This window comes from Cellulomonas sp. P4_H12, assembly GCF_056400905.1.
On record NZ_JBFUKJ010000010.1, the window covers coordinates 97,587 to 115,812 of the forward strand.

The following is an 18,226-nucleotide window of genomic DNA, read 5'->3' on the forward strand; positions in this document are numbered from 1 at the left end:
AGAACGGCACTGCGAGGTGCCGTTCTCGCGGCGATCTGCCGTTCTCGGGTCGGCGAGCCGATGAGCGCGTTCGCCGCCGTCGACCTCGGGGCGTCGTCCGGCCGGGTGATCGTCGGGACCGTCGCCGACGGACGCGTCCACCTCCACGAGGTCAACCGGTTCCCCAACGGGCCCGTGCGCGTGGGCGGGTCGCTGCACTGGGACGTGCTCGGGCTGTACCGCGGAATCCTCGACGGGCTGCGGGCGGCGACGCGCGAGGCCGGCGCGCTGGACGGCGTCGGCATCGACTCGTGGGCCGTCGACTACGGGCTGCTCGACGCCGACGGCGCGCTCGTCGGCACCCCGTTCCACTACCGCGACGGGCGGACGGACGGCATCCCGGAGAAGGTCTTCGCGACGATCCCCGCCGCCGAGCTGTACGCGCGCTCGGGCCTGCAGGTGCAGCCGTTCAACACGGTGTTCCAGCTGGTCGCGGCGCAGGGCACGGCTGCACTCGCGAACGCCCGGGGGCTGCTGCTCGTCCCGGACCTGCTCGGGTACTGGCTCACGGGCGTCCGGGTCGCGGAGGTCACCAACGCGTCGACCACCGGCCTGCTCGACGCGACCACGCGCACGTGGGCGACGGACGTCGCGGACCGGCTCGGCATCGACCCAGGGCTGCTGCCGCCGCTGCGTGACGCGGGCGTGCTGCTCGGGCACGTGCGCGAGGACGTCGGGCTGCTCGGGTCGGTGCCGGTGTGGACCGTGGGGTCGCACGACACGGCGTCGGCGGTCGTCGCGGTCCCGGCCACCGCCGACGACTTCGCCTACATCTCCTGCGGCACGTGGTCGCTGGTCGGCCTCGAGCTCGACCGCCCGGTGCTGACCGAGGAGAGCCGCGCCGCGAACTTCACCAACGAGGCCGGCGTCGACGGGACGGTCCGCTACCTGCGCAACGTCATGGGCCTCTGGGTGCTGCAGGAGTCGATCCGGACGTGGAACGAGGCCGGCCTGCCCGCCGACCTGCCCGACCTGCTCGCCGCTGCGGCCCGGGTCCCGGCGCTCACCACCGTGGTCGACATCGACGGACCGGTGTTCCTGCCGCCCGGCGACATGCCCGCGCGCATCGCCGCGGAGGCCGCACGGACCGGGCAGACGCCGCCGCAGTCGCAGGCCGAGACCGTGCGCTGCATCCTCGACTCGCTCGCGCTCGCGTACCGGCGGGCCGTGCGGCAGGCGTCGGCGCTCGCGGACCGGTCGGTGTCGGTCGTGCATGTCGTCGGTGGCGGCGTGCGCAACGAGCTGCTCTGCCAGCTCACCGCCGACGCGACGGGGCTCCCGGTCGTCGCCGGCCCGGTGGAGGGCGCGGCGCTGGGCAACGTGCTGGTCCAGGCGCGGGCAGCCGGGGTGCTCTCCGGTGGCTTGGCGGACCTGCGGGCGGTCGGCGCGCGCGGTCTGGAGCTGCGGCGCTACGAGCCCGGCGCCACCGGTGGCCCGTCGGACCGGCAGTGGGACGCGGCGGCGGCCAGGGCCGGGTGGATCGACGCTCCGTAGGAGCCGCCCGTGCGACCTCCGGTCCGACGCGGTCGTCCTCGGCGACAGCACCGTCGTGCAGGCGGGAGACCGGCGCGCGGGCCGCTGCGGACGGGTCCGCGCGCCGGTGGTGTCATCGTCCAGCCGGCGGTCCCGCCGGGCGGGGACCAAGGTCCCGCGTCCCGGGGCGTCAGTGGCGGCACGATGGGGTGAAACGATTCATCCCACCGAGAGGTGCAGGCCATGCTGCAGTCCCACCGCACCGCGCGCGCGACGCCGCAGGTGCGCGACGAGATCCTCTACTACTGCCGCGAGTCCGTCCGGGCCGGCCTGAACTTCAACACCCAAGGCAACATCAGCGTCCGCCTGGGCGACGACGCCGTCGTGATCACACCGTCCGGTGTCCGGTACGACGTCATGACCCCGGACGACCTGCTGGTGGTGGACCTCGACGGCAACGTCCTGTCGGGCAGCCTGCCGCCGTCGACCGAGCTGCCCGTGCACCTCGCGCACTACCGCCGCCGCCCCGAGGTCCGGGCGATCGTGCACACCGAGTCGACCTTCGTGAACGTGCTCGGCGTCCTCGGCCGGACCGTCGATCCCGTCCTGCTCAACATGGTGCTCTACGCCAAGGGGCCGGTCCCGGTCATGCCGTTCGAGTTCTCGACGCACGCGGAGTTCGGCCGTCGCAGCGCCGAGGTCATGGGCGACGACGTCGACGCGGTCGTGTGGGCGAACCACGGGCTGCTGGCCGTCGGCACGACGCTGGAGCGGGCGTTCAAGGTGGCCGTCGCGGTCGAGGAGAACGCCGAGGTGCTGCACCACGCGAGCCTGGCCGGCGTGCCGAACGTCCTCGTCTACGACGACATCGTCGTTCCCGACGGCGCCCGGCTGCCCTGAGTCAGCCCAGGGTCGCGGCGACCACCAGCAGGACCGGCACGCACAGCACGGTCGTCACGAGGCCGGCGTCGCGGGCGAGCGCCTCGCCGTGCCGGTACTGCATCGCGTAGACGAGGACGTTCTGCGCGGTCGGCAGCGCGGCCATCGCGACCACCGCGAGCAGCGCGTGCGGGGGCAGGTGCAGCGCGGTGCCCAGCGCCCACGCGAGGACGGGGTGCAGGACCGTGCGCAGGCCGACCGCGAGGGCGAGGTCGGGTCGCGGCGCGGCCGACTCGACGGTGCGGGCGACTGCGAGCGACATGCCGAACGTCAGCAGCGCGAGCGGTGCGGCCGCGGCGCCGACCAGCCGGAACGGCTCGAACACCCCGTCGGGCAGGTGCCACGGCAGGGCGGCGAGGATCAGCCCGGCCAGGGTCGCGACGATGATCGGGTTGCTCAGCGTGCGTCGGGCGACGGTGCGGATGCGCATGGGCCCGCTGCGCGCGTCGAGGACCGCGAACGCCACGGGGGCGAGCACGAGCAGCTGGAAGAGCAGGGTCGGCACCACCGCGACGGCGTCGTCGAGGAGGTAGACGGCGAGCGGGAGCCCGAGGTTGCCCGCGTTGACGTACGACGACGCGAGCGTCCCGATCGTCACGTCGGCGGGGGTTCGTCGCCAGGCGAACCGCAGGGTGACGACGGCGAGGAGCGCGACCGTGGCCGTCGACGTCCACGTGACCACCGCGGTGCGGGACAGCAGCAGGTGCAGGTCGGCGTGCGCGACGGTGCTGAGCAGGAGCGCCGGCGTCGCGACGGTGAACACCACCCGCGCCAGCACGGGCGCCGCCCGGTCGCCCAGGACCCCGCGCCGTGCGAGCAGCCAGCCGAGCGCGACGACGGCGCCCATGGTGCCGAACGCGGTGACGACGGCTCCCATCAGGTAGTCGCAGGTCGCCGGGGGCTCACGGGCCGATCCTCGCACGCGATCGTGTGGTGGGAAAGCGCTTGCCTTGGACCGTGCGCCGTGGCACGATCGGTACCGACGCGCAGGTCACGCGCGCGTCCCGCACACGAGAGAAGGTAACGATGCCGGCAGTCGCACTGGTCACCGGGGGCAATCGGGGGATCGGCCTCGGGATCACGCAGCGGCTGCTCGCCGACGGCTTCGCGGTCTCGATCCTGGCCACGCGCGAGGAGCCGACCGAGCTGCTGGAGTCGTTGGACGCGCCCGGCCGGGTGCGTTACGTGCGCGGGTCGGTGGCCGACCTCGAGGACCACGCCCGGTTCGTCGACGACGCGGTCGAGGCCTGGGGTCGCCTCGACCTGCTGGTGAACAACGCCGGGGTCGCTCCCGCCGTGCGGGCGGACCTCCTCGAGGCCGGCCCCGAGAGCTTCGACCGCGTGCTCGGCATCAACCTGCGCGGGCCGTACTTCCTCACCCAGACGTTCGCCAACCGGGTCATCGCGCTCGGGTCCGACGCCCTTCCGCGCGCCACCGTCATCAACGTGTCGAGCATCTCCGCGACCGCCGTCTCCACCAACCGCGGCGACTACTGCGTCTCCAAGGCGGGTGTCGCGATGGCCACCCAGCTGTTCGCCGTGCGCCTGGCCCCCGAGGGGATCGTCGTCTACGAGGTGCGGCCCGGCGTCATCGCCACCGACATGACCGCGGGCGTCACCGAGAAGTACGACGCGATGATCGAGAACGGGCTGGCGCCGATCAACCGGTGGGGCCGCCCGTCCGACGTCGCCGGCGCCGTGTCGATCCTGGCCTCGGGGCAGACCCCGTACTCGACCGGCGAGGTGTTCCACGTCGACGGCGGCATGCACATCCCGGTGCTGTGATGGAGTCTCTGCACGGCGTCCCCGTCGTCACCGTCAACACCGTGGTCGTCGGCACCGGCTCGGCCGGCTTCTGCGCCGCCGACCGGCTCTGGGAGCTCGGCCAGACGGACGTCGTCATGGTCGCCGACAAGGTCAACGCCGGCTCGTCGCGGAACGCCGGCTCCGACAAGCAGACGTACTACAAGCTCACGCTGTCGGGCGGCGACGGCGACTCCGTGCGCGAGATGGCCGAGACGCTGTACTCCGGCGGCGCCATGGACGGCGACAACGCGCTGGCCGAGGCCGCCCTCTCCGCCCGCGGGTTCCTGCGCCTGTGCGACCTCGGCGTCCCGTTCCCGCAGAACCGGTACGGCGAGTTCATCGGCTACAAGACCGACCACGACCCGCGTCGTCGCGCCACGTCCGTGGGCCCGTACACGAGCCGGTCGATGGTCGAGCAGCTGGAGAAGAAGGTTCACCGCAACGGCACCCGCATCTACGACGAGTGCCGGGTGGTCGACGTGATCGTCGACGACGGCAAGGTCGCCGGGCTGCTCGTGCTCCGGACCGACGTGCCGCACGACGGCGCCGAGAGCCCGTTCCTGCTGTTCCGCTGCACCAACCTCGTCTACGCGACGGGCGGCCCGGCGGGGATGTACGCGACGCGCGTCTTCCCCAACGGCCAGTGGGGCGCGTCTGGGGCCGCCTACCGCGCGGGCGTGCACGGCAAGAACCTCACCGAGTGGCAGTTCGGGCTGGCCTCGACGCACCCGCGCTGGAACGTGTCCGGCACGTACATGCAGGTCATCCCCACGTTCGTCTCGACGGACGCTTCTGGTGGCGACGAGCGCGAGTTCCTGACCGAGGCCATCCCGGACTACGGGCAGCTCATGTCGCTGGTGTTCCTCAAGGGGTACCAGTGGCCGTTCGACATCCGGAAGGCGCGGGACGGGTCGTCGCTCATCGACCTGCTCGTCTACCGGGAGACCGTCCTGCGCGGCCGGCGGGTGTTCCTCGACTTTCGTCGGAACCCGGTCCTTCCCGAGCTCGACCCGTCGGCGCTGAGCCCCGAGGCGCACGACTACCTCGACCGCGCGGGCGTCCTGTTCGGCACGCCGATCGAGCGGCTGCGGCGCATGAACGAGCCCGCGTACCAGTTCTACCTGGGCAAGAACCCGTACGTGGACCTCGAGACGACCATGCTCGAGGTCGACGTCTGCGCGCAGCACAACAACGGCGGTCTCGTCGTCGACGCCTGGTGGCAGTCGAACGTCGAGGGCTTCTTCCCCGTCGGTGAGGCCGGCGGCGCGCACGGCGTCCACCGGCCCGGCGGCGCGGCGCTGAACAGCGGGCAGGTGGGCGCGACGAGGGCGGCGCAGTTCATCGCGGCCCGGYGGTCGTTCGCGCCGCCGCCGTTCGACGCGGCCGCTCCCGTGCTCCAAGCGGCGCTGTCGCTCGTCGAGGCGGCCTCCGCCCGCGCCGCCTCGGGCATCCCCGACAACACCGGCGACCTGCTGCGGGAGGTCCAGGTGCTCATGAGTGCCAAGGCCGGCCCGGTGCGGTCGGCGTCGTCCATCGACGAGGCGCTCGCGCAGGTCCACGAGTGGCTGTCGACCTACGAGGCGACCGTGTCCGCCGACACCTCCTCGCGCCGGTCGATCAACCGGACGTTCCTCGTCCGCGACATCCTCACGAGCGCGTACGTGTACCTCTCGGCGATGGCCGACTACGTCGCGCACGGGGGACGATCCCGGGGTTCGGTGCTCTACACCGACCCGGCGGGCGAGCTGCCGCACGGCCTCCCGGAGCTTCCCGACGTCTTCCGCTTCACGCTCGACGGCGGCGCTCTCGACGACGAGGTGCAGGAGACGTCGTGGGTGCCGGCGTCGGGTTGGCGGCCCGTCGTGCCACGGGTTCCCGACGACCCCGCCGGCGAGCCGGTGTTCCGCTGGCGTCCGCGCCGGCCGATCCCCGAGGACGACGACTTCTTCGAGAACGTGTGGCGGGAGTTCCGCGAGCACGGGAACGTCCACTGATGCGTCTGGCGCTGCCGGACCCGCGGGTCGAGATCCGCGGGGCGGCGTGGGTGGAGGACGGCCTGCCGCACCGGCTCCCTGCCTCGGCGCGGTGCCAGTTTCCCGACGACTTCATGGCGATGGTCGAGTCGCAGCCGTCCGGGGTCCGGCTGCGGTTCCGGACCGCCGCGCGCACGGCGTCGCTCCAGGTCCAGTCGCTGCGGGTGGCCGTCGACCCCGCCCCGCCCGGCGCGCCGCAGCCCTACGACGTGCTGGTCGACGGGGCGGTCGTGCCGCAGCCGTCGGCGGTCGCGTCCTCCGCCGGCGTGGTCGTGCTCGAGCCGCTCGCCGGGACGACCGTGGAGCGCCCCGGGCCGCCCGGCGTGGTGCAGCTCCTCCTGGGCGGCGACGGGTTGATCGAACGGGACATCGAGATCTGGCTGCCGCCGGGGGAGACCACGCGGCTGCTCGCCCTCACCGCCGACCAGCCCGTGTCCGCGCCCTCGCCCGTCCACGAGCCCCGCTGGGTGCACCACGGCTCGTCGATCAGCCACGGTGCCGGCGCGACCTCCGCCCTCGGTGCGTGGCCGGTCGTGGCCGCCCGCGCCGCAGGGCTCGACCTGGTGAACCTCGGGTTCTCCGGCAACGCGGTGCTCGACCCGTTCGTCGCGCGCGCGATCCGCGACCAGCCGGCCGACGTCATCACCCTCAAGCTGGGCATCAACGTGGTCAATCACGACGCGATGCGCCTGCGCGCGTTCACGCCCGCGGTCCACGGCTTCCTCGACACCGTCCGCGACGGGCACCCGACCACCCCGCTGGTCCTCGTCTCGCCGCTGCTGTGCCCGTTGGTCGAGACCGTTCCGGGGCCCACCTCGTTGGACCCGGCGGACCCGTCCGTATTCCGCACGGTGAGCCACGCGTCCGAGGTCGCCGACGGCAAGCTGTCGCTCACGGTCATCCGGTCCGTGCTGAGCGCGGTCGTGGCGGCGCGGGACGACCCGCACCTCACCTACGTCGACGGGCTGTCGCTCTACGGCTGGCCCGACTGGGACGACCTGCCGATGCGGGACCTCATGCATCCGGACGCCGCCGCGCACCGGCTCATCGGCACGCGGTTCGGCGCGGTGCTCACCGGGCTGCTCGCGCGCTGAGGTCGGTCACAGCCCGTCGAGGATGCGCTGCCGGATCTCGCCGAGCTCGTCGCCAGTGATCAGGCCGCGGTCGTGCAGGTCCTGGGCGTCGGCGAGGCGGGCCTCCGCGGGGCGGGGCACGTCGTCCGTCCGCTCGGGCGCGAGCAGCCGGCTCGAGCGCGCCTGCGCGAGCAGCTGGGCCTCGGCGGTGAACGGGTCGAGGCCGGCCTTCCGGAGGACGGACGCCTTCCGCGCGGCGGTCACCACCGAGAAGACGATCCCGGCGACGATGACCAGCACGACGATGACGAACGCGGCGCTGAACATCGTGTCGAACCCGGTGGGAGCGAGCGGGTCCATCGGCAGTCCTCACCTCGGAGCGAGTCGTCGCCACACGCTAGCGGCGGCAGGCACCGCTCGTCAGAGGAACGGCTGCACGTGCTCCAGGTAGCGCTCGGCGAGCGTGGCGATCGTCTGGTCGCCCGGGGCTTCCCAGACGGACGCGTTGAAGATCTCCACCTCGACGTCGCCGGTGTAGCCGCTCTCGGCCACCCACCGGGTGATCGTCGGGAAGTCGACGTACCCGTCGCCCACGTGCCCCCGGGACAGCAGGGCATCGGCGGCCAGGGGCAGGATCCAGTCGCACACCTGGTAGCTGGCGATGCGGCCCGCGGCGCCGGCGCGGGCGATCTGCCGCTGCAGGTCCGGGTCCCACCACACGTGGTACGTGTCGACGACGACGCCGACGACGTCGGCCGGGAACGGCTCCGCGATGTCGAGGGCTTGGCCGAGCGTCGAGATCACCGCGCGGTCCGCGGCGAAGATCGGGTGCAGCGGCTCGAGCACCAGCCGGACGCCGTGCCCGGCGGCGAACGGTGCGAGCTCGCCGATCCGGTCGGCCACGCGCTGGCGGGCTCCGACGAGGTCGCGCCCGCCCGGCTCCCGGCGCGCCGGTCCGCCAGGAGCGGTCGCGGCCGGCAGGCCACCGACCACCATGATCAGCTCGCGCGTGCCCAGCGCCGCCGCCTCGACGATCGCGCGGCGGTTGTCGTCGAGCGCCGCCTTCGCGTCGGCGTCGTCCTCCGCCGTGAGGAAGCCCCCGCGGCACAACGACGACACCCGCAGCCCGGCATCCGCGATGATCCGCGCCGCCTCCGCCACGCCGATCTCGTGCACCCGGTCGCGCCACGGGGCGATCGCCGGCAGCCCGGCGCGTACGACGCCGTCGACGGCCTCCCGCAGCGTCCAGTGCTTGGTCGTGGCCGTGTTGAGCGACAGCCGGGCCAGCGCCGTGTCTGCCGCGCCCACCGCCGGCTCCGCCCAGGTCTCCGTCGTCACAGCGTGATCGTCGGGACGTCGAGGCGCCGACCCTCCGCCGACGACTGCAGCCCCAGCTCGGCGAGCTGCACGCCGCGCGCGGMCGAGAGCAGGTCGAACCGGTGGGTGCGCCCGGCGACGACGTCGCGCAGGAACTCCTCCCACTGCAGCTTGAACCCGTTGTCGAGGTCGCCGTTCGCCGGGACCTCGAGCCACTGGTCGCGGAACGACTCCGTGACGGGCAGGTCCGGGTTCCACACCGGCTTCGGGGTGTGCGCGCGCTGCTGGGCGACGCACTTGTTGAGCCCGGCGACCGCCGAGCCGTGCGTCCCGTCGACCTGGAACTCCACCAGCTCGTCGCGGTACACGCGCACGGCCCACGACGAGTTGATCTGCGCGACCACCGGGTCGCCGCCGGGCGTCTCGATCTCGAAGATGCCGTACGCGGCGTCGTCGGCGGTCGCGTCGTACGCGTTGCCGCGCTCGTCCCAGCGCGTCGGGATGTGCGTGACGGCCTGCGCGTTCACGGTCTTCACCGTGCCGAGGATGCCCTCGAGCACGTAGTTCCAGTGGCAGAACATGTCGACGACGATGCCGCCGCCGTCCTCCTTGCGGTAGTTCCAGCTGGGGCGCTGGGCCTCCTGGCCGTCGCCCTCGAACACCCAGTAGCCGAACTCGCCGCGCAGCGACAGGATCCGGCCGAAGAAGCCCTCGTCCACCAGGCGGCGCAGCTTGACCAGGCCGGGCAGGTAGAGCTTGTCGTGCACCACACCCGCCGTGACGCCCGTGCTCTCGCGCAGCCGCGCCAGGTCGATGGCGTCCGCCAGCGTCTCGGCCGTCGGCTTCTCCGTGAAGATGTGCTTGCCGGCCTTCATCGCCGCGGCGAGCGCCTCGTACCGGCGGCTGGTCACCTGGGCGTCGAAGTAGATGTCGACCGTCGGGTCCGCGATCACCGCGTCCGCGTCCGTCGTCCAGTGCTCGACCCCGTGCAGCTCCGCGAGCTCCCGCACCTTGTCCGCGTTGCGCCCGACGAGGATCGGCTCGACCTGCACGCGGGTGCCGTCCTCGAGCGTGACGCCGCCCTGGTCGCGGATCGACAGGATCGACCGGACCAGGTGCTGGCGGTAGCCCATCCGGCCGGTGATGCCGTTCATCCCGATGCGCAGGGTGCGAGTCGTCATGGGTTGCTGCTCCGAGTGTTGAGGACCGCGGTGTCGGTCGGAGTGGAATGCGCTTTCCAGCGTAGCGCATGCCGGTCCGGTCCCGTCAAGGCCTCGAAGCCCTGGCGCGGCCGGCCGTGCGAGCAAGTCCCCGGCATGGCCGCCCTCAGCACCTGGCGGGAAGACGTGGTTCCGCGGGGTGCAACGAAGTCTTCCCGGACGTGGCAAGCGCCGGTGTCCGGGCCGGCGTTCGGGCCGGAGCTCGTGCGGACGCGACGGTCCGGGTGACGCCGGAGGTCGGACGCAGACTCGCTCGGCTCGCGGCGACTCAGATGCGGCTGGGCACGAGCGCGGCGACGGCGCTCCGCACGGCCGACCGGAACGCCGTCGAGTCGCGCAGGTCCTCGCCGAACACCGCCCGCACGTCGAGCATCCGGTCGGCGAGGGTGTCGAGCGGCCCGGCGGCGGCCGCCGCGAGGGCGGGCGCGAGCGGGTCGTCGAGCGCGATCCGGCGGCCGTCGACCTCGAGCTCGCCCTGCGTGGTCGCGCGGACGTAGGCGATCCACGCCGCGACGGTGGTCGCGGCGGCCGTCGGGACCGAGCCGGCGGCCAGGCGGTCGCGCACCGTGCCCAGCAGGCGCTGGGGCAGCTTCTGCGAGCCGTCCATCGCGACCTGCACCGTGGTGTGCCCGGTGTTCGGGTTGGCGAACCGGGCGAGGACGTCGTCCCGGTACGCAGGCAGATCGAGCCCGTCGGGCGCGACGAGCGTCGGCAGCACGTCGTCGTCGACCAACGCGCGCACGGCGGCTGACAGGTCAGGGTCGGCCACCGCCTGCGCGATCGTCGCGTACCCGCGCAGGACGCCGAGGTACGCGAGCGTCGAGTGGCTGGCGTTGAGCACGCGCAGCTTGGCCCGCTCGTACGGCGCGACGTCGCCGGTGAGGGTCGCCCCGGCGCGCTCCCAGGCGGGCCGCGGCCCGGCGAACGCGTCCTCGATCACCCACTGCGTGAACGGTTCGCCGACGACCAGGCCGGCGTCCGACAGTCCGAGGAGCGCCCGCGCCTCGTCGCGGTGGGCATCCGTCGTGGCCGGGACGATCCGGTCGACCATCGTCCCCGGGAACCGCACCGACGACTCGATCCATGCGCGCAGAGCGTCCCCGCCCGGCACCGTGTCGAGCGTCGCCCCGACCAGTCGGGCCAGCACCGCACCGTTCTCCGCCAGGTTGTCGCAGCAGACGACGGTCAGAGGTCCGGAGTCCCGCTGCCGGCGCGTCGCGAGTCCGCGCAGCAGCAGGCCGAGTGGCGAGCGCGCGGGCGGGACCTCGGGCGAGCCGCCGCGCAGCTCGGCGGCGAGGCTGTCGAGGTCGGCGGCGAGGTCCGGGTCGGCGAGGTCGGGGCCGCCGTCCGCCGCGCGCCGGTAGCCCTTCTCCGTCACGGTGAGCGTCACCACGTGGGTCGTCGGCGCCGCGATCGCCTCCAGGACGCGCGCCGTGTCCGTGCCGGGGAATGACACGCCGCGCAGCGGCCCGACGAGCCGCAGCGACGTCTCGTCGGTGCCCTTGGTGAGCACGCCGTAGAGGCCGTCCTGGGGTGCGAGCTGCTCGACGACGCGGGCGCTGCGCTGCGTCACGCCGAGGATGCCCCAGCCGAGCTCGCCCGTGGCCGCCGCCGCGTCCTCCGTGAAGACCGCCTGGTGCGCGCGGTGGAACGCGCCGAGGCCGAGGTGCACGATGCCGATGCCCACGGCGCCCGGGTCCACCGCGGGGCGTCGCACGGCGGGAGCCAGGTGGCGGGTGTCGAGCGCCGCCAACGTCTGGCGGGACAGTCGCGCCGAGCCGGCGACGGTCATCGGAGGGCCGCCGACGGGCTGGCCGCGGCGACGCCGGTCGACGCGCGGACCACCAGCTCGACCCCGATGCGCACCGTCGGCGCCGCGTCGTACGTGGCGTCGGCCCTGGGCACCGGCGCCGCCGGGTCGCGACGCGCGGCGGTGAGGGCCGCGGCCAGCGCGGACTCCGTCGCCGTGGCGGCCGGCACGGACCCGGTCTCGACGAGCAGGTCGACCGCCGCCCGGCCGAGGCGCGCGAGCGGGACGGTCACGGTGGTGAGCGCCGGCGAGACGAGCGTCGCGGCCGGGATGTCGTCGTAGCCCACCACGGACACGTCCTCGGGAACGCGGACTCCACGCGCCCGGAGCCGGCTGAGGATGCCGAGCGCGAGCAGGTCGTTGTGGGCGAGCACGGCGGTGACCTCGCTGGCCGCGACCAGGTCGCCCGCGGCCACCCCGCCGCCGAACACCGGCGGGAAGTGGCCGAGGTCCACCACGTCGACGCTGCGTAGCCCGTGCGACGCGTGCTCGAGGCCGCGGCGCCGCTGCCCGTCCGACCAGGAGCCGACGGGCCCGCCGGCGAAGCCGATCCGACGGTGCCCCAGGGCGTACAGGTGCGTGACGGCCTGGCGGACGCCGTCGGCGTTGTCGATCACGACGGACGGCAGACCCCCGTGCAGCCGGTTGACGAGCAGCAGCGGCACGTCCCGGTCGAGGACGTCGCGGCTGAGCCGGTCGAGCTCGGCCTCCGACATCCGCGGAGAGCAGAGCACGACCCCGTCCACCTGTGCGCCGAGATGCCCGACGAGCTCGGCCTCGAGCCGAGGGTCCTCCTCCGCGTCGGCGACGAGGAGCGCGAAGCCCAACGCGCGTGCCCGCGCCTGGACGCCCTTGGCGACCGCGGCGAAGAACGGGTTCTCCAGGTCGGGCACGACGAGGCAGAGGTTGCCGGTGCGCCCTGTGATGAGCTCGCGCGCGGCGCGGTTCGGCCGGTAGCCGAGCTCGCGCGCGATCTGCTGCACGTGCTCGCGACGGGCGGGCGCGACGAGGTCGGGCGCGCTCAGTGCACGCGATGCCGTGGCGGGAGACACGCCCGCGGCCCGCGCGACGTCGCGCAGCGTCACCACCACGTCGCCTCCTTCCTCGTTCACTAACCGGTCGATGAATGCGATTTCATCACCTGACGCTCGTCGTGGCAAGGATCGTCCCGAGATGCGGGACGCCGCCGCTCCGGCCCTTGTTAACGGATCGACGACCTGGTTTGCTGCCATGAATGCGTTTGCACCGTCGGTGCGTCCGACGGGTGCTGCGGGGCTTGAAGGAGGGTTCGATGTCGAGCGAGACCGGGTGGTCGCTGCATCCCGACCGGGCGTTGCCGAGTGATCCGTCGGTGCGTCCGATCGCGCGGGAGATCCTCGCGACGACGGCCGGGCTTCCCATCGTCTCCATGCACGGCCACGTCGACGCCGGTGTGCTGGCGCGCGACGAGCCGTTCGCCGACCCGGCGTCGCTGCTGGTGACGCCGGACCACTACCTGGTGCGGATGCTGGTGTCCCAGGGTGTGCCGCACGACGCCCTCGGGGTCGCCCGTGCAGACCGGCCCGGCGTGGTCGCCGACCCGCGCGAGGTCTGGCGCACGTTCGCCACCCACTGGCCGCTGTTCCGCGGGACGCCGACCCGCTACTGGCTCGAGCACGAGCTGGTCGAGGTGTTCGGCGTCGACGAGCGACCGTCGGCCGCCTCCGCCGACCGGCTGTACGACCTGCTGTCCGAGCGGCTGGCGAAGCCCGGGTACCGCCCGTTGGCGCTGTTCGAGCGGTTCGGGCTGGAGATTCTGGCGACGACCGACGCGGCGACCGCCACCCTGGCCGACCATGGTGATCTCGCCGCCCGCGGTTGGGGCGGACGCATCGTGCCGACGTTCCGGCCGGACGCGGTCCTGCACGTCGACCGGCCCGGCTGGCGCGCTGACATCGCTCTGCTGGAGCAGCGGTCGGGCGTGTCGATCGGCGGGTACGGGGATCTCGTGCGCGCGCTGGAGCAGCGGCGGAGCGCGTTCGTGACGGCGGGGGCGCGCGCGACCGACCACGGCCACCTCTCGGCCGACACCACCCCGCTGAGCGTCGCCGAGGCGGAGCGGATCGTCGCGGACGCGCTGCGGGGAGAGGTCAGCGCGGCGGATGCGCAGGCGTTCTCCGGTCACATGCTGTTCGAGATGGCGCGGATGTCGTCGCAGGACGGGCTCGTCATGCAGCTGCACCCGGGCGTCCTGCGTGACCACGACCGGTCGGTCGCCGCACTGCGCGGACCCGACGTGGGCTACGACATCCCGGTGGCCACCGAGTACGTGCGCGGGCTGCGACCTGTCCTGGAGGCGTTCGGCCACCACCCGAACCTCCGCCTGGTGCTCTTCACCGTGGACGAGGACACGTTCAGCCGCGAGCTGGCGCCGCTCGCGGGGGTCTACCCGGCGGTCCGGCTCGGGGCGCCGTGGTGGTTCCTCGACACCCCGGACGGCATGCGCCGCTTCCGGGAGGCGGTCACGGACACGGCCGCCTTCGCCAACACCACCGGGTTCGTCGACGACACCCGCGCGTTCTGCTCCATCCCGGCGCGGCACGACCTGGCGCGCCGCATCGACGCCGGCTTCCTGGGCCGCCTGGTGGCCGAGCACCGGCTCGAGCTCGACGAGGCGATCGAGACCGCGGTCGATCTGGCGTACCGCATCCCACTGCGRGCGTATGCTCCTCCGAGAGCGGCAAACGCTTTCCCGACGTCCCGTGCGGGTGCAGCACCCGGCGACGAGCACAGTGCGAAGGAGCACGAGTGAGCGAGATCCTGGAGCGCCTGGCGGCGCACCGACTTGTCCCCGTGGTCGTCCTCGACGACGCCGCCCACGCCGACGCGCTCGCGCAGGCGCTCGTGGACGGCGGCCTGCCGGTCGCCGAGGTGACCTTCCGCACGGCGGCCGCGGCGGACGCGATCCGGACCATGGCCGCACGCGGCGACGTGCTCGTCGGGGCGGGCACGGTCCTGACGCCGCAGCAGGTCGACGCCGCGGTCGCCGCGGGCGCGTCGTACGTGGTCTCGCCGGGCACGAGCCGCGCCGTGGTCGAGCGGTGTCAGGAGCACGGCGTTCTCGCGCTGCCCGGCGCGGTGACGGCGACCGAGGTGCAGGCCGCGCTCGAGCTCGGCCTGAGCACGGTGAAGTTCTTCCCGGCCGGCACGTCCGGCGGTGCCAAGGCGGTGGCCGCGCTCGCGGCGCCGTTCGGCGACGTCGGGTTCGTGCCGACCGGCGGCATCGGTCCGTCGAACCTGGCCGAGTACCTTGCGCTGCCCTCGGTGCGTGCCGTCGGCGGGTCGTGGATGGTCCCCCGGGACCTCGTGCGCGGGGGCGACTTCGGTGCCGTCCGCGACCTGACGGCCGAGGCGGTCAGCCTCGTCGCGCACCCCTGAGCCACCCGACACCGAAGGAGCGCCCGCTCATGTCCGACCTGGTCATCCGCCCCGCGGCCGAGACGCGCTACGACGCCGTCTCGCTCGGTGAGGTCATGCTGCGTCTCGACCCCGGTGAGGGGCGCATCCGCACCGCCCGCTCGTTCCGGGTGTGGGAGGGCGGCGGGGAGTACAACGTCGCTCGCGGCCTGCGCCGGGCGTTCGGGCTGCGCACCTCGATCGTGACCGCGCTCGCGGACAACGAGGTGGGTCGGCTGGTCGAGGACTGCATCCTGACCGGCGGCGTGGACACCTCGTTCCTGCGCTGGGTGCCCTACGACGGGGTCGGCCGTGCGGTGCGCAACGGGCTGAACTTCACCGAGCGTGGCTTCGGGGTGCGCGGGGCGGTCGGGGTCAGCGACCGCGGGCACACGGCGGCCGCGCAGCTGGCGCCCGGCGACGTGGACTGGGAGCACCTGTTCGGCGAGCTCGGGGTGCGGTGGTTCCACACCGGCGGCATCTTCGCGGCCCTGTCGGACAGCGCGGCCGAGACCGTCATCGAGGCGGTGACGGTCGCCCGCAAGCACGGCACGATCGTCAGCTACGACCTCAACTACCGGCCCAGCCTCTGGAAAGCGGTCGGCGGGCAGGCCCGCGCGCAGGAGGTCAACCGGGCGATCGCCCCGTCGATCGACGTGATGATCGGCAATGAGGAGGACTTCACCGCCTCGCTCGGCTTCGAGGTCGAAGGCGTCGACGAGAACCTCAGTACCCTCGAGCTCGGCTCGTTCGCGGCGATGATCGACCGGGTCGCGCAGGCGTACCCGAACTTCCAGGTGATCGCGACGACGCTGCGCACCGTGCACTCCGCGACCGTGAACGACTGGGGCGCGATCGCCTGGTCGAAGGGCACCGGGTTGGTCAGCGCGACGCACCGCGAGCGCCTGGAGATCCTCGACCGGGTGGGCGGGGGCGACTCGTTCGCCTCCGGCTTGGCCTACGGCCTGCTGGCCGGCGAGGACCTGCAGACCGCCGTGGAGTACGGGGCCGCGCACGGCGCTCTCGCCATGACCACACCCGGCGACACCACGATGGTCAGCAAGGCCGAGGTGCTCAAGCTCGCCGGCGGCGGGGGAGCCCGCGTCGACCGATGACCCAGGGCCGCCGGCCGGCTACTCCGTGAACCGCCACGACCCGACGGGCGCGTAGGTCGAGTCGGAGATCGTCTCGCCGGCGCCCGGCTCCATCGGGTAGTGCTTCACGTTGCCCGCCCAGTAGCGCAGGATGCGACCCAACTCGCCCAGCACGTCCTCGGGCACGGCGCCGGCGGACAGGTCGACCTCGAGCGTGAACTTCATCGCGCCTCCTTCCGACGAACCGACCGTAGCGTCGGCGGCCGCGCGGCCGTCAAGCAGGCGGGGGCGGCGGTGAAGCGGGCGGCCGCGCGGCCGTCAAGCAGGCGGGGGCACGGCCGTCAGGTCGGCGGGTGCGCGCCGGTCACGCAGGCGCGCCCGCCGTCAAGCGGCGCCGGTCGCTCAGGTGACGGCGCCGAGCTGCCAGGGGATGAACTCGTCGGCGCCGAGGTCGAGCTCTTCGGAGACGGTCTGGCGTCCGGAGGCGACGGCGATGATCATCTCGAACAGCTCTTCGCCGACGGAGGTCACGGTGGCGGTGCCGTCGACGATCCGCCCGGCGTTGAGGTCCATGTCCTCGGTCATCCGCAGGTAGGTGGCGGTGTTCGTCGCGACCTTGATGGACGGGGTGGGTTTGCAGCCGAGGACGGACCCGCGGCCGGTGGTGAACACGACGACGGTGGCGCCGCCGGCGACCAGGCCGGTCACGGAGACGGGGTCGTAGCCGGGGGTGTCCATGAAGGTCAGGCYGCGGGCGGTGACGGGTTCGGCGTACTGGTAGACCTCGACCAGCTCGGCGGTGCCGGCCTTGGCCACGGCGCCGAGCGACTTCTCCAGGATCGTGGTCAGCCCGCCGGCCTTGTTGCCCGGCGACGGGTTGTTGTCCATGGTCCCGCCGCCGGCCGCGGTGTAGTCCTTCCACCAGTCGAGCCGGTCGAGCAGCTTCTGCCCGACCGAGGGGGAGACGGCACGGCGCAGCAGGAGGTGCTCGGCGCCGAACACCTCGGGCGTCTCGGCCAGGATCGAGGTTCCGCCGGCGGCGACCAGCAGGTCGGAGGCGTGCCCGAGGGCGGGGTTGGCGGTGATGCCGGAGTAACCGTCAGACCCGCCGCAGTTCAGCCCGAGCACGAGAGACGAGACGGGGGCGGGGGTGCGGCGCAGGGCGTCGATGCCCGGGAGCATCTTCTCGATGGCCTCGACGCCTGCGCGCACGGTGGCCCGGATGCCGCCGGTCTCCTGGATGACGAGCGTGGTGACCGGCTTGTCGGCGGGCAGGTCGAGCCCGTCCAGCAGCGACTGGGCGGGCAGCATCTCGCAGCCCAGCCCGAGCACGAGCAGGCCGGCGATGTTGGGGTGGTCGGCGTAGCCGCGCAGGGTGCGGCGGGTGATCTGGGCGCCCTCGCTGGTGGGGACCAGGCCGCACCCGGTGTCATGGGTCAGGGCGATGACGCCGTCGACGTGCGGGTAGGCGTCCAGTACGCGGCCGCGGAACTGGTCGGCGATCAGCCGGGCGGTGGACGCCGAGCAGTTCACTGAGGTGAGGATGCCGACGTAGTTGCGGGTGCCCCACCGCCCGTCGCTGCGGGCGTACCCGTCGAACGTGCGCGGCGGTCCGGCCGGTTCGGGCAGGGTGACGCGCGCGGTGCCGAACTCGTAGGCGCGCGAGGCGTCATCCATGCCCAGGTTGTGGGAGTGCACGTGGTCGCCGACGGCGATGTCCCGGGTGGCGCGCCCGATGGACTGCCCGTACTTGTGCACCGGCGAGCCGGCGGCGACCGCCCGCACGGCGAGCTTGTGCCCCCGGGGCACGCTCTGCGCGACCACGAGCGAGTCAAGCACGGTGCCGGACTGCAGGTCCCGTGTGGCCACCGCGACGTCGTCGTCCGGTCTCAGCACGAGCACGCAGTCAGCCAGGGCCAGCGTCATCGGCCCAGGATACCGCTTTCCGGCCGACCGCACCGGCGTTGCCCGCCCGGAACGGGCCGCG

16 protein-coding genes are annotated in these 18,226 nt (G+C 73.4%); 8 read left to right on the forward strand and 8 right to left on the reverse strand.

Annotated features, from left to right (window positions below):
• The first annotated feature begins 60 nt into the window (after nucleotides 1-60).
• Together AC1DQC_RS07625 and AC1DQC_RS07630 are read left to right on the forward strand one after the other, a co-directional pair.
• Nucleotides 61-1,533, forward strand: a complete 1,473-nt coding sequence (locus AC1DQC_RS07625) for a rhamnulokinase (RefSeq protein ID WP_477050620.1) — start codon at nucleotides 61-63, stop codon at nucleotides 1,531-1,533.
• Between the two features lie 222 nt (nucleotides 1,534-1,755).
• Nucleotides 1,756-2,412 (forward strand): class II aldolase/adducin family protein, encoded by a 657-nt coding sequence (locus tag AC1DQC_RS07630; RefSeq protein ID WP_477050621.1) that lies wholly within the window; start codon nucleotides 1,756-1,758, stop codon nucleotides 2,410-2,412.
• 1 nt (nucleotide 2,413) lies between these two features.
• Here AC1DQC_RS07630 and AC1DQC_RS07635 read toward each other — a convergent pair whose 3' ends face one another.
• Nucleotides 2,414-3,328 carry an AEC family transporter gene (locus AC1DQC_RS07635; protein WP_477050622.1) on the reverse strand — a complete coding sequence of 305 codons (915 nt, stop codon included), beginning with the start codon at nucleotides 3,326-3,328 and terminating at the stop codon, nucleotides 2,414-2,416.
• 149 nt (nucleotides 3,329-3,477) lie between these two features.
• Between AC1DQC_RS07635 and AC1DQC_RS07640 the strand changes: the two genes are divergently transcribed.
• Genes AC1DQC_RS07640 through AC1DQC_RS07650 form a run of 3 tightly spaced genes read left to right on the forward strand, consistent with a single transcriptional unit; the run spans nucleotide 3,478 to nucleotide 7,384 of the window.
• Nucleotides 3,478-4,236, forward strand: coding sequence for a 3-ketoacyl-ACP reductase (locus AC1DQC_RS07640; RefSeq protein ID WP_477050623.1), 759 nt, complete (start codon nucleotides 3,478-3,480; stop codon nucleotides 4,234-4,236).
• Nucleotides 4,236-6,251 carry an FAD-binding protein gene (locus AC1DQC_RS07645; RefSeq protein WP_477050624.1) on the forward strand — a complete coding sequence of 672 codons (2,016 nt, stop codon included), beginning with the start codon at nucleotides 4,236-4,238 and terminating at the stop codon, nucleotides 6,249-6,251. Before AC1DQC_RS07640 ends, AC1DQC_RS07645 begins: the two co-directional genes overlap by 1 nt.
• Complete coding sequence (locus tag AC1DQC_RS07650; RefSeq protein WP_477050625.1) at nucleotides 6,251-7,384, forward strand: SGNH/GDSL hydrolase family protein; 1,134 nt, start codon at nucleotides 6,251-6,253, stop codon at nucleotides 7,382-7,384. Before AC1DQC_RS07645 ends, AC1DQC_RS07650 begins: the two co-directional genes overlap by 1 nt.
• Before the next feature lie 6 nt (nucleotides 7,385-7,390).
• Here AC1DQC_RS07650 and AC1DQC_RS07655 read toward each other — a convergent pair whose 3' ends face one another.
• The 5 genes from AC1DQC_RS07655 to AC1DQC_RS07675 all read right to left on the reverse strand — a co-directional run bounded on the left by AC1DQC_RS07655 (nucleotide 7,391) and on the right by AC1DQC_RS07675 (nucleotide 12,822).
• On the reverse strand, nucleotides 7,391-7,723 hold the full coding sequence (locus AC1DQC_RS07655; protein ID WP_477050626.1) for an SHOCT domain-containing protein: 333 nt from the start codon (nucleotides 7,721-7,723) through the stop codon (nucleotides 7,391-7,393).
• A 60-nt stretch (nucleotides 7,724-7,783) separates the two neighbouring features.
• Entirely contained in the window at nucleotides 7,784-8,701 is a 918-nt protein-coding gene (locus AC1DQC_RS07660; RefSeq protein ID WP_477050627.1) for a sugar phosphate isomerase/epimerase family protein, read from the reverse strand.
• Nucleotides 8,698-9,861, reverse strand: coding sequence for a Gfo/Idh/MocA family protein (locus AC1DQC_RS07665; RefSeq protein ID WP_477050628.1), 1,164 nt, complete (start codon nucleotides 9,859-9,861; stop codon nucleotides 8,698-8,700). The genes AC1DQC_RS07660 and AC1DQC_RS07665 overlap by 4 nt, the downstream gene beginning before the upstream one ends.
• A 307-nt stretch (nucleotides 9,862-10,168) precedes the next feature.
• Complete coding sequence (locus AC1DQC_RS07670; RefSeq protein WP_477050629.1) at nucleotides 10,169-11,692, reverse strand: mannitol dehydrogenase family protein; 1,524 nt, start codon at nucleotides 11,690-11,692, stop codon at nucleotides 10,169-10,171.
• Nucleotides 11,689-12,822, reverse strand: a complete 1,134-nt coding sequence (locus tag AC1DQC_RS07675) for a LacI family DNA-binding transcriptional regulator (RefSeq protein ID WP_477050630.1) — start codon at nucleotides 12,820-12,822, stop codon at nucleotides 11,689-11,691. The genes AC1DQC_RS07670 and AC1DQC_RS07675 overlap by 4 nt, the downstream gene beginning before the upstream one ends.
• Before the next feature lie 179 nt (nucleotides 12,823-13,001).
• On the opposite strand from AC1DQC_RS07675, the gene uxaC reads away from it, so the two are divergent.
• From uxaC to AC1DQC_RS07690, 3 genes are read left to right on the forward strand one after another with little or no spacing between them, the layout of a single operon-like run.
• Nucleotides 13,002-14,501, forward strand: a complete 1,500-nt coding sequence (uxaC, locus tag AC1DQC_RS07680) for a glucuronate isomerase (RefSeq protein ID WP_477050631.1) — start codon at nucleotides 13,002-13,004, stop codon at nucleotides 14,499-14,501.
• Nucleotides 14,498-15,127 (forward strand): bifunctional 4-hydroxy-2-oxoglutarate aldolase/2-dehydro-3-deoxy-phosphogluconate aldolase, encoded by a 630-nt coding sequence (gene eda / locus AC1DQC_RS07685; RefSeq protein WP_477050632.1) that lies wholly within the window; start codon nucleotides 14,498-14,500, stop codon nucleotides 15,125-15,127. The genes uxaC and eda overlap by 4 nt, the downstream gene beginning before the upstream one ends.
• A gap of 29 nt (nucleotides 15,128-15,156) precedes the next feature.
• A complete protein-coding gene (locus tag AC1DQC_RS07690) occupies nucleotides 15,157-16,260 on the forward strand; it encodes a PfkB family carbohydrate kinase (RefSeq protein WP_477050633.1) in 1,104 nt (367 codons plus the stop codon).
• Nucleotides 16,261-16,278: 18 nt separating this feature from the next.
• Here AC1DQC_RS07690 and AC1DQC_RS07695 read toward each other — a convergent pair whose 3' ends face one another.
• Both AC1DQC_RS07695 and AC1DQC_RS07700 read right to left on the reverse strand, forming a co-directional pair.
• Nucleotides 16,279-16,464, reverse strand: coding sequence for a hypothetical protein (locus tag AC1DQC_RS07695; RefSeq protein WP_477050634.1), 186 nt, complete (start codon nucleotides 16,462-16,464; stop codon nucleotides 16,279-16,281).
• A 177-nt stretch (nucleotides 16,465-16,641) separates the two neighbouring features.
• A complete protein-coding gene (locus AC1DQC_RS07700; RefSeq protein WP_477050635.1) occupies nucleotides 16,642-18,165 on the reverse strand; it encodes a UxaA family hydrolase in 1,524 nt (507 codons plus the stop codon).
• Nucleotides 18,166-18,226: the final 61 nt, after the last annotated feature.

Coding starts and splice junctions, on each gene's coding strand:
- AC1DQC_RS07625 (WP_477050620.1), top strand. CDS start 61: ATGAGCGCGTTCGCCGCCGTCGACCTCGGGGCGTCGTCCGGCCGGGTG.
- AC1DQC_RS07650 (WP_477050625.1), top strand. CDS start 6,251: ATGCGTCTGGCGCTGCCGGACCCGCGGGTCGAGATCCGCGGGGCGGCG.
- AC1DQC_RS07630 (WP_477050621.1), top strand. CDS start 1,756: ATGCTGCAGTCCCACCGCACCGCGCGCGCGACGCCGCAGGTGCGCGAC.
- AC1DQC_RS07690 (WP_477050633.1), top strand. CDS start 15,157: ATGTCCGACCTGGTCATCCGCCCCGCGGCCGAGACGCGCTACGACGCC.
- AC1DQC_RS07640 (WP_477050623.1), top strand. CDS start 3,478: ATGCCGGCAGTCGCACTGGTCACCGGGGGCAATCGGGGGATCGGCCTC.
- AC1DQC_RS07670 (WP_477050629.1), bottom strand. CDS start 11,692: ATGACCGTCGCCGGCTCGGCGCGACTGTCCCGCCAGACGTTGGCGGCG.
- AC1DQC_RS07635 (WP_477050622.1), bottom strand. CDS start 3,328: ATGGGAGCCGTCGTCACCGCGTTCGGCACCATGGGCGCCGTCGTCGCG.
- AC1DQC_RS07695 (WP_477050634.1), bottom strand. CDS start 16,464: ATGAAGTTCACGCTCGAGGTCGACCTGTCCGCCGGCGCCGTGCCCGAG.
- AC1DQC_RS07655 (WP_477050626.1), bottom strand. CDS start 7,723: ATGGACCCGCTCGCTCCCACCGGGTTCGACACGATGTTCAGCGCCGCG.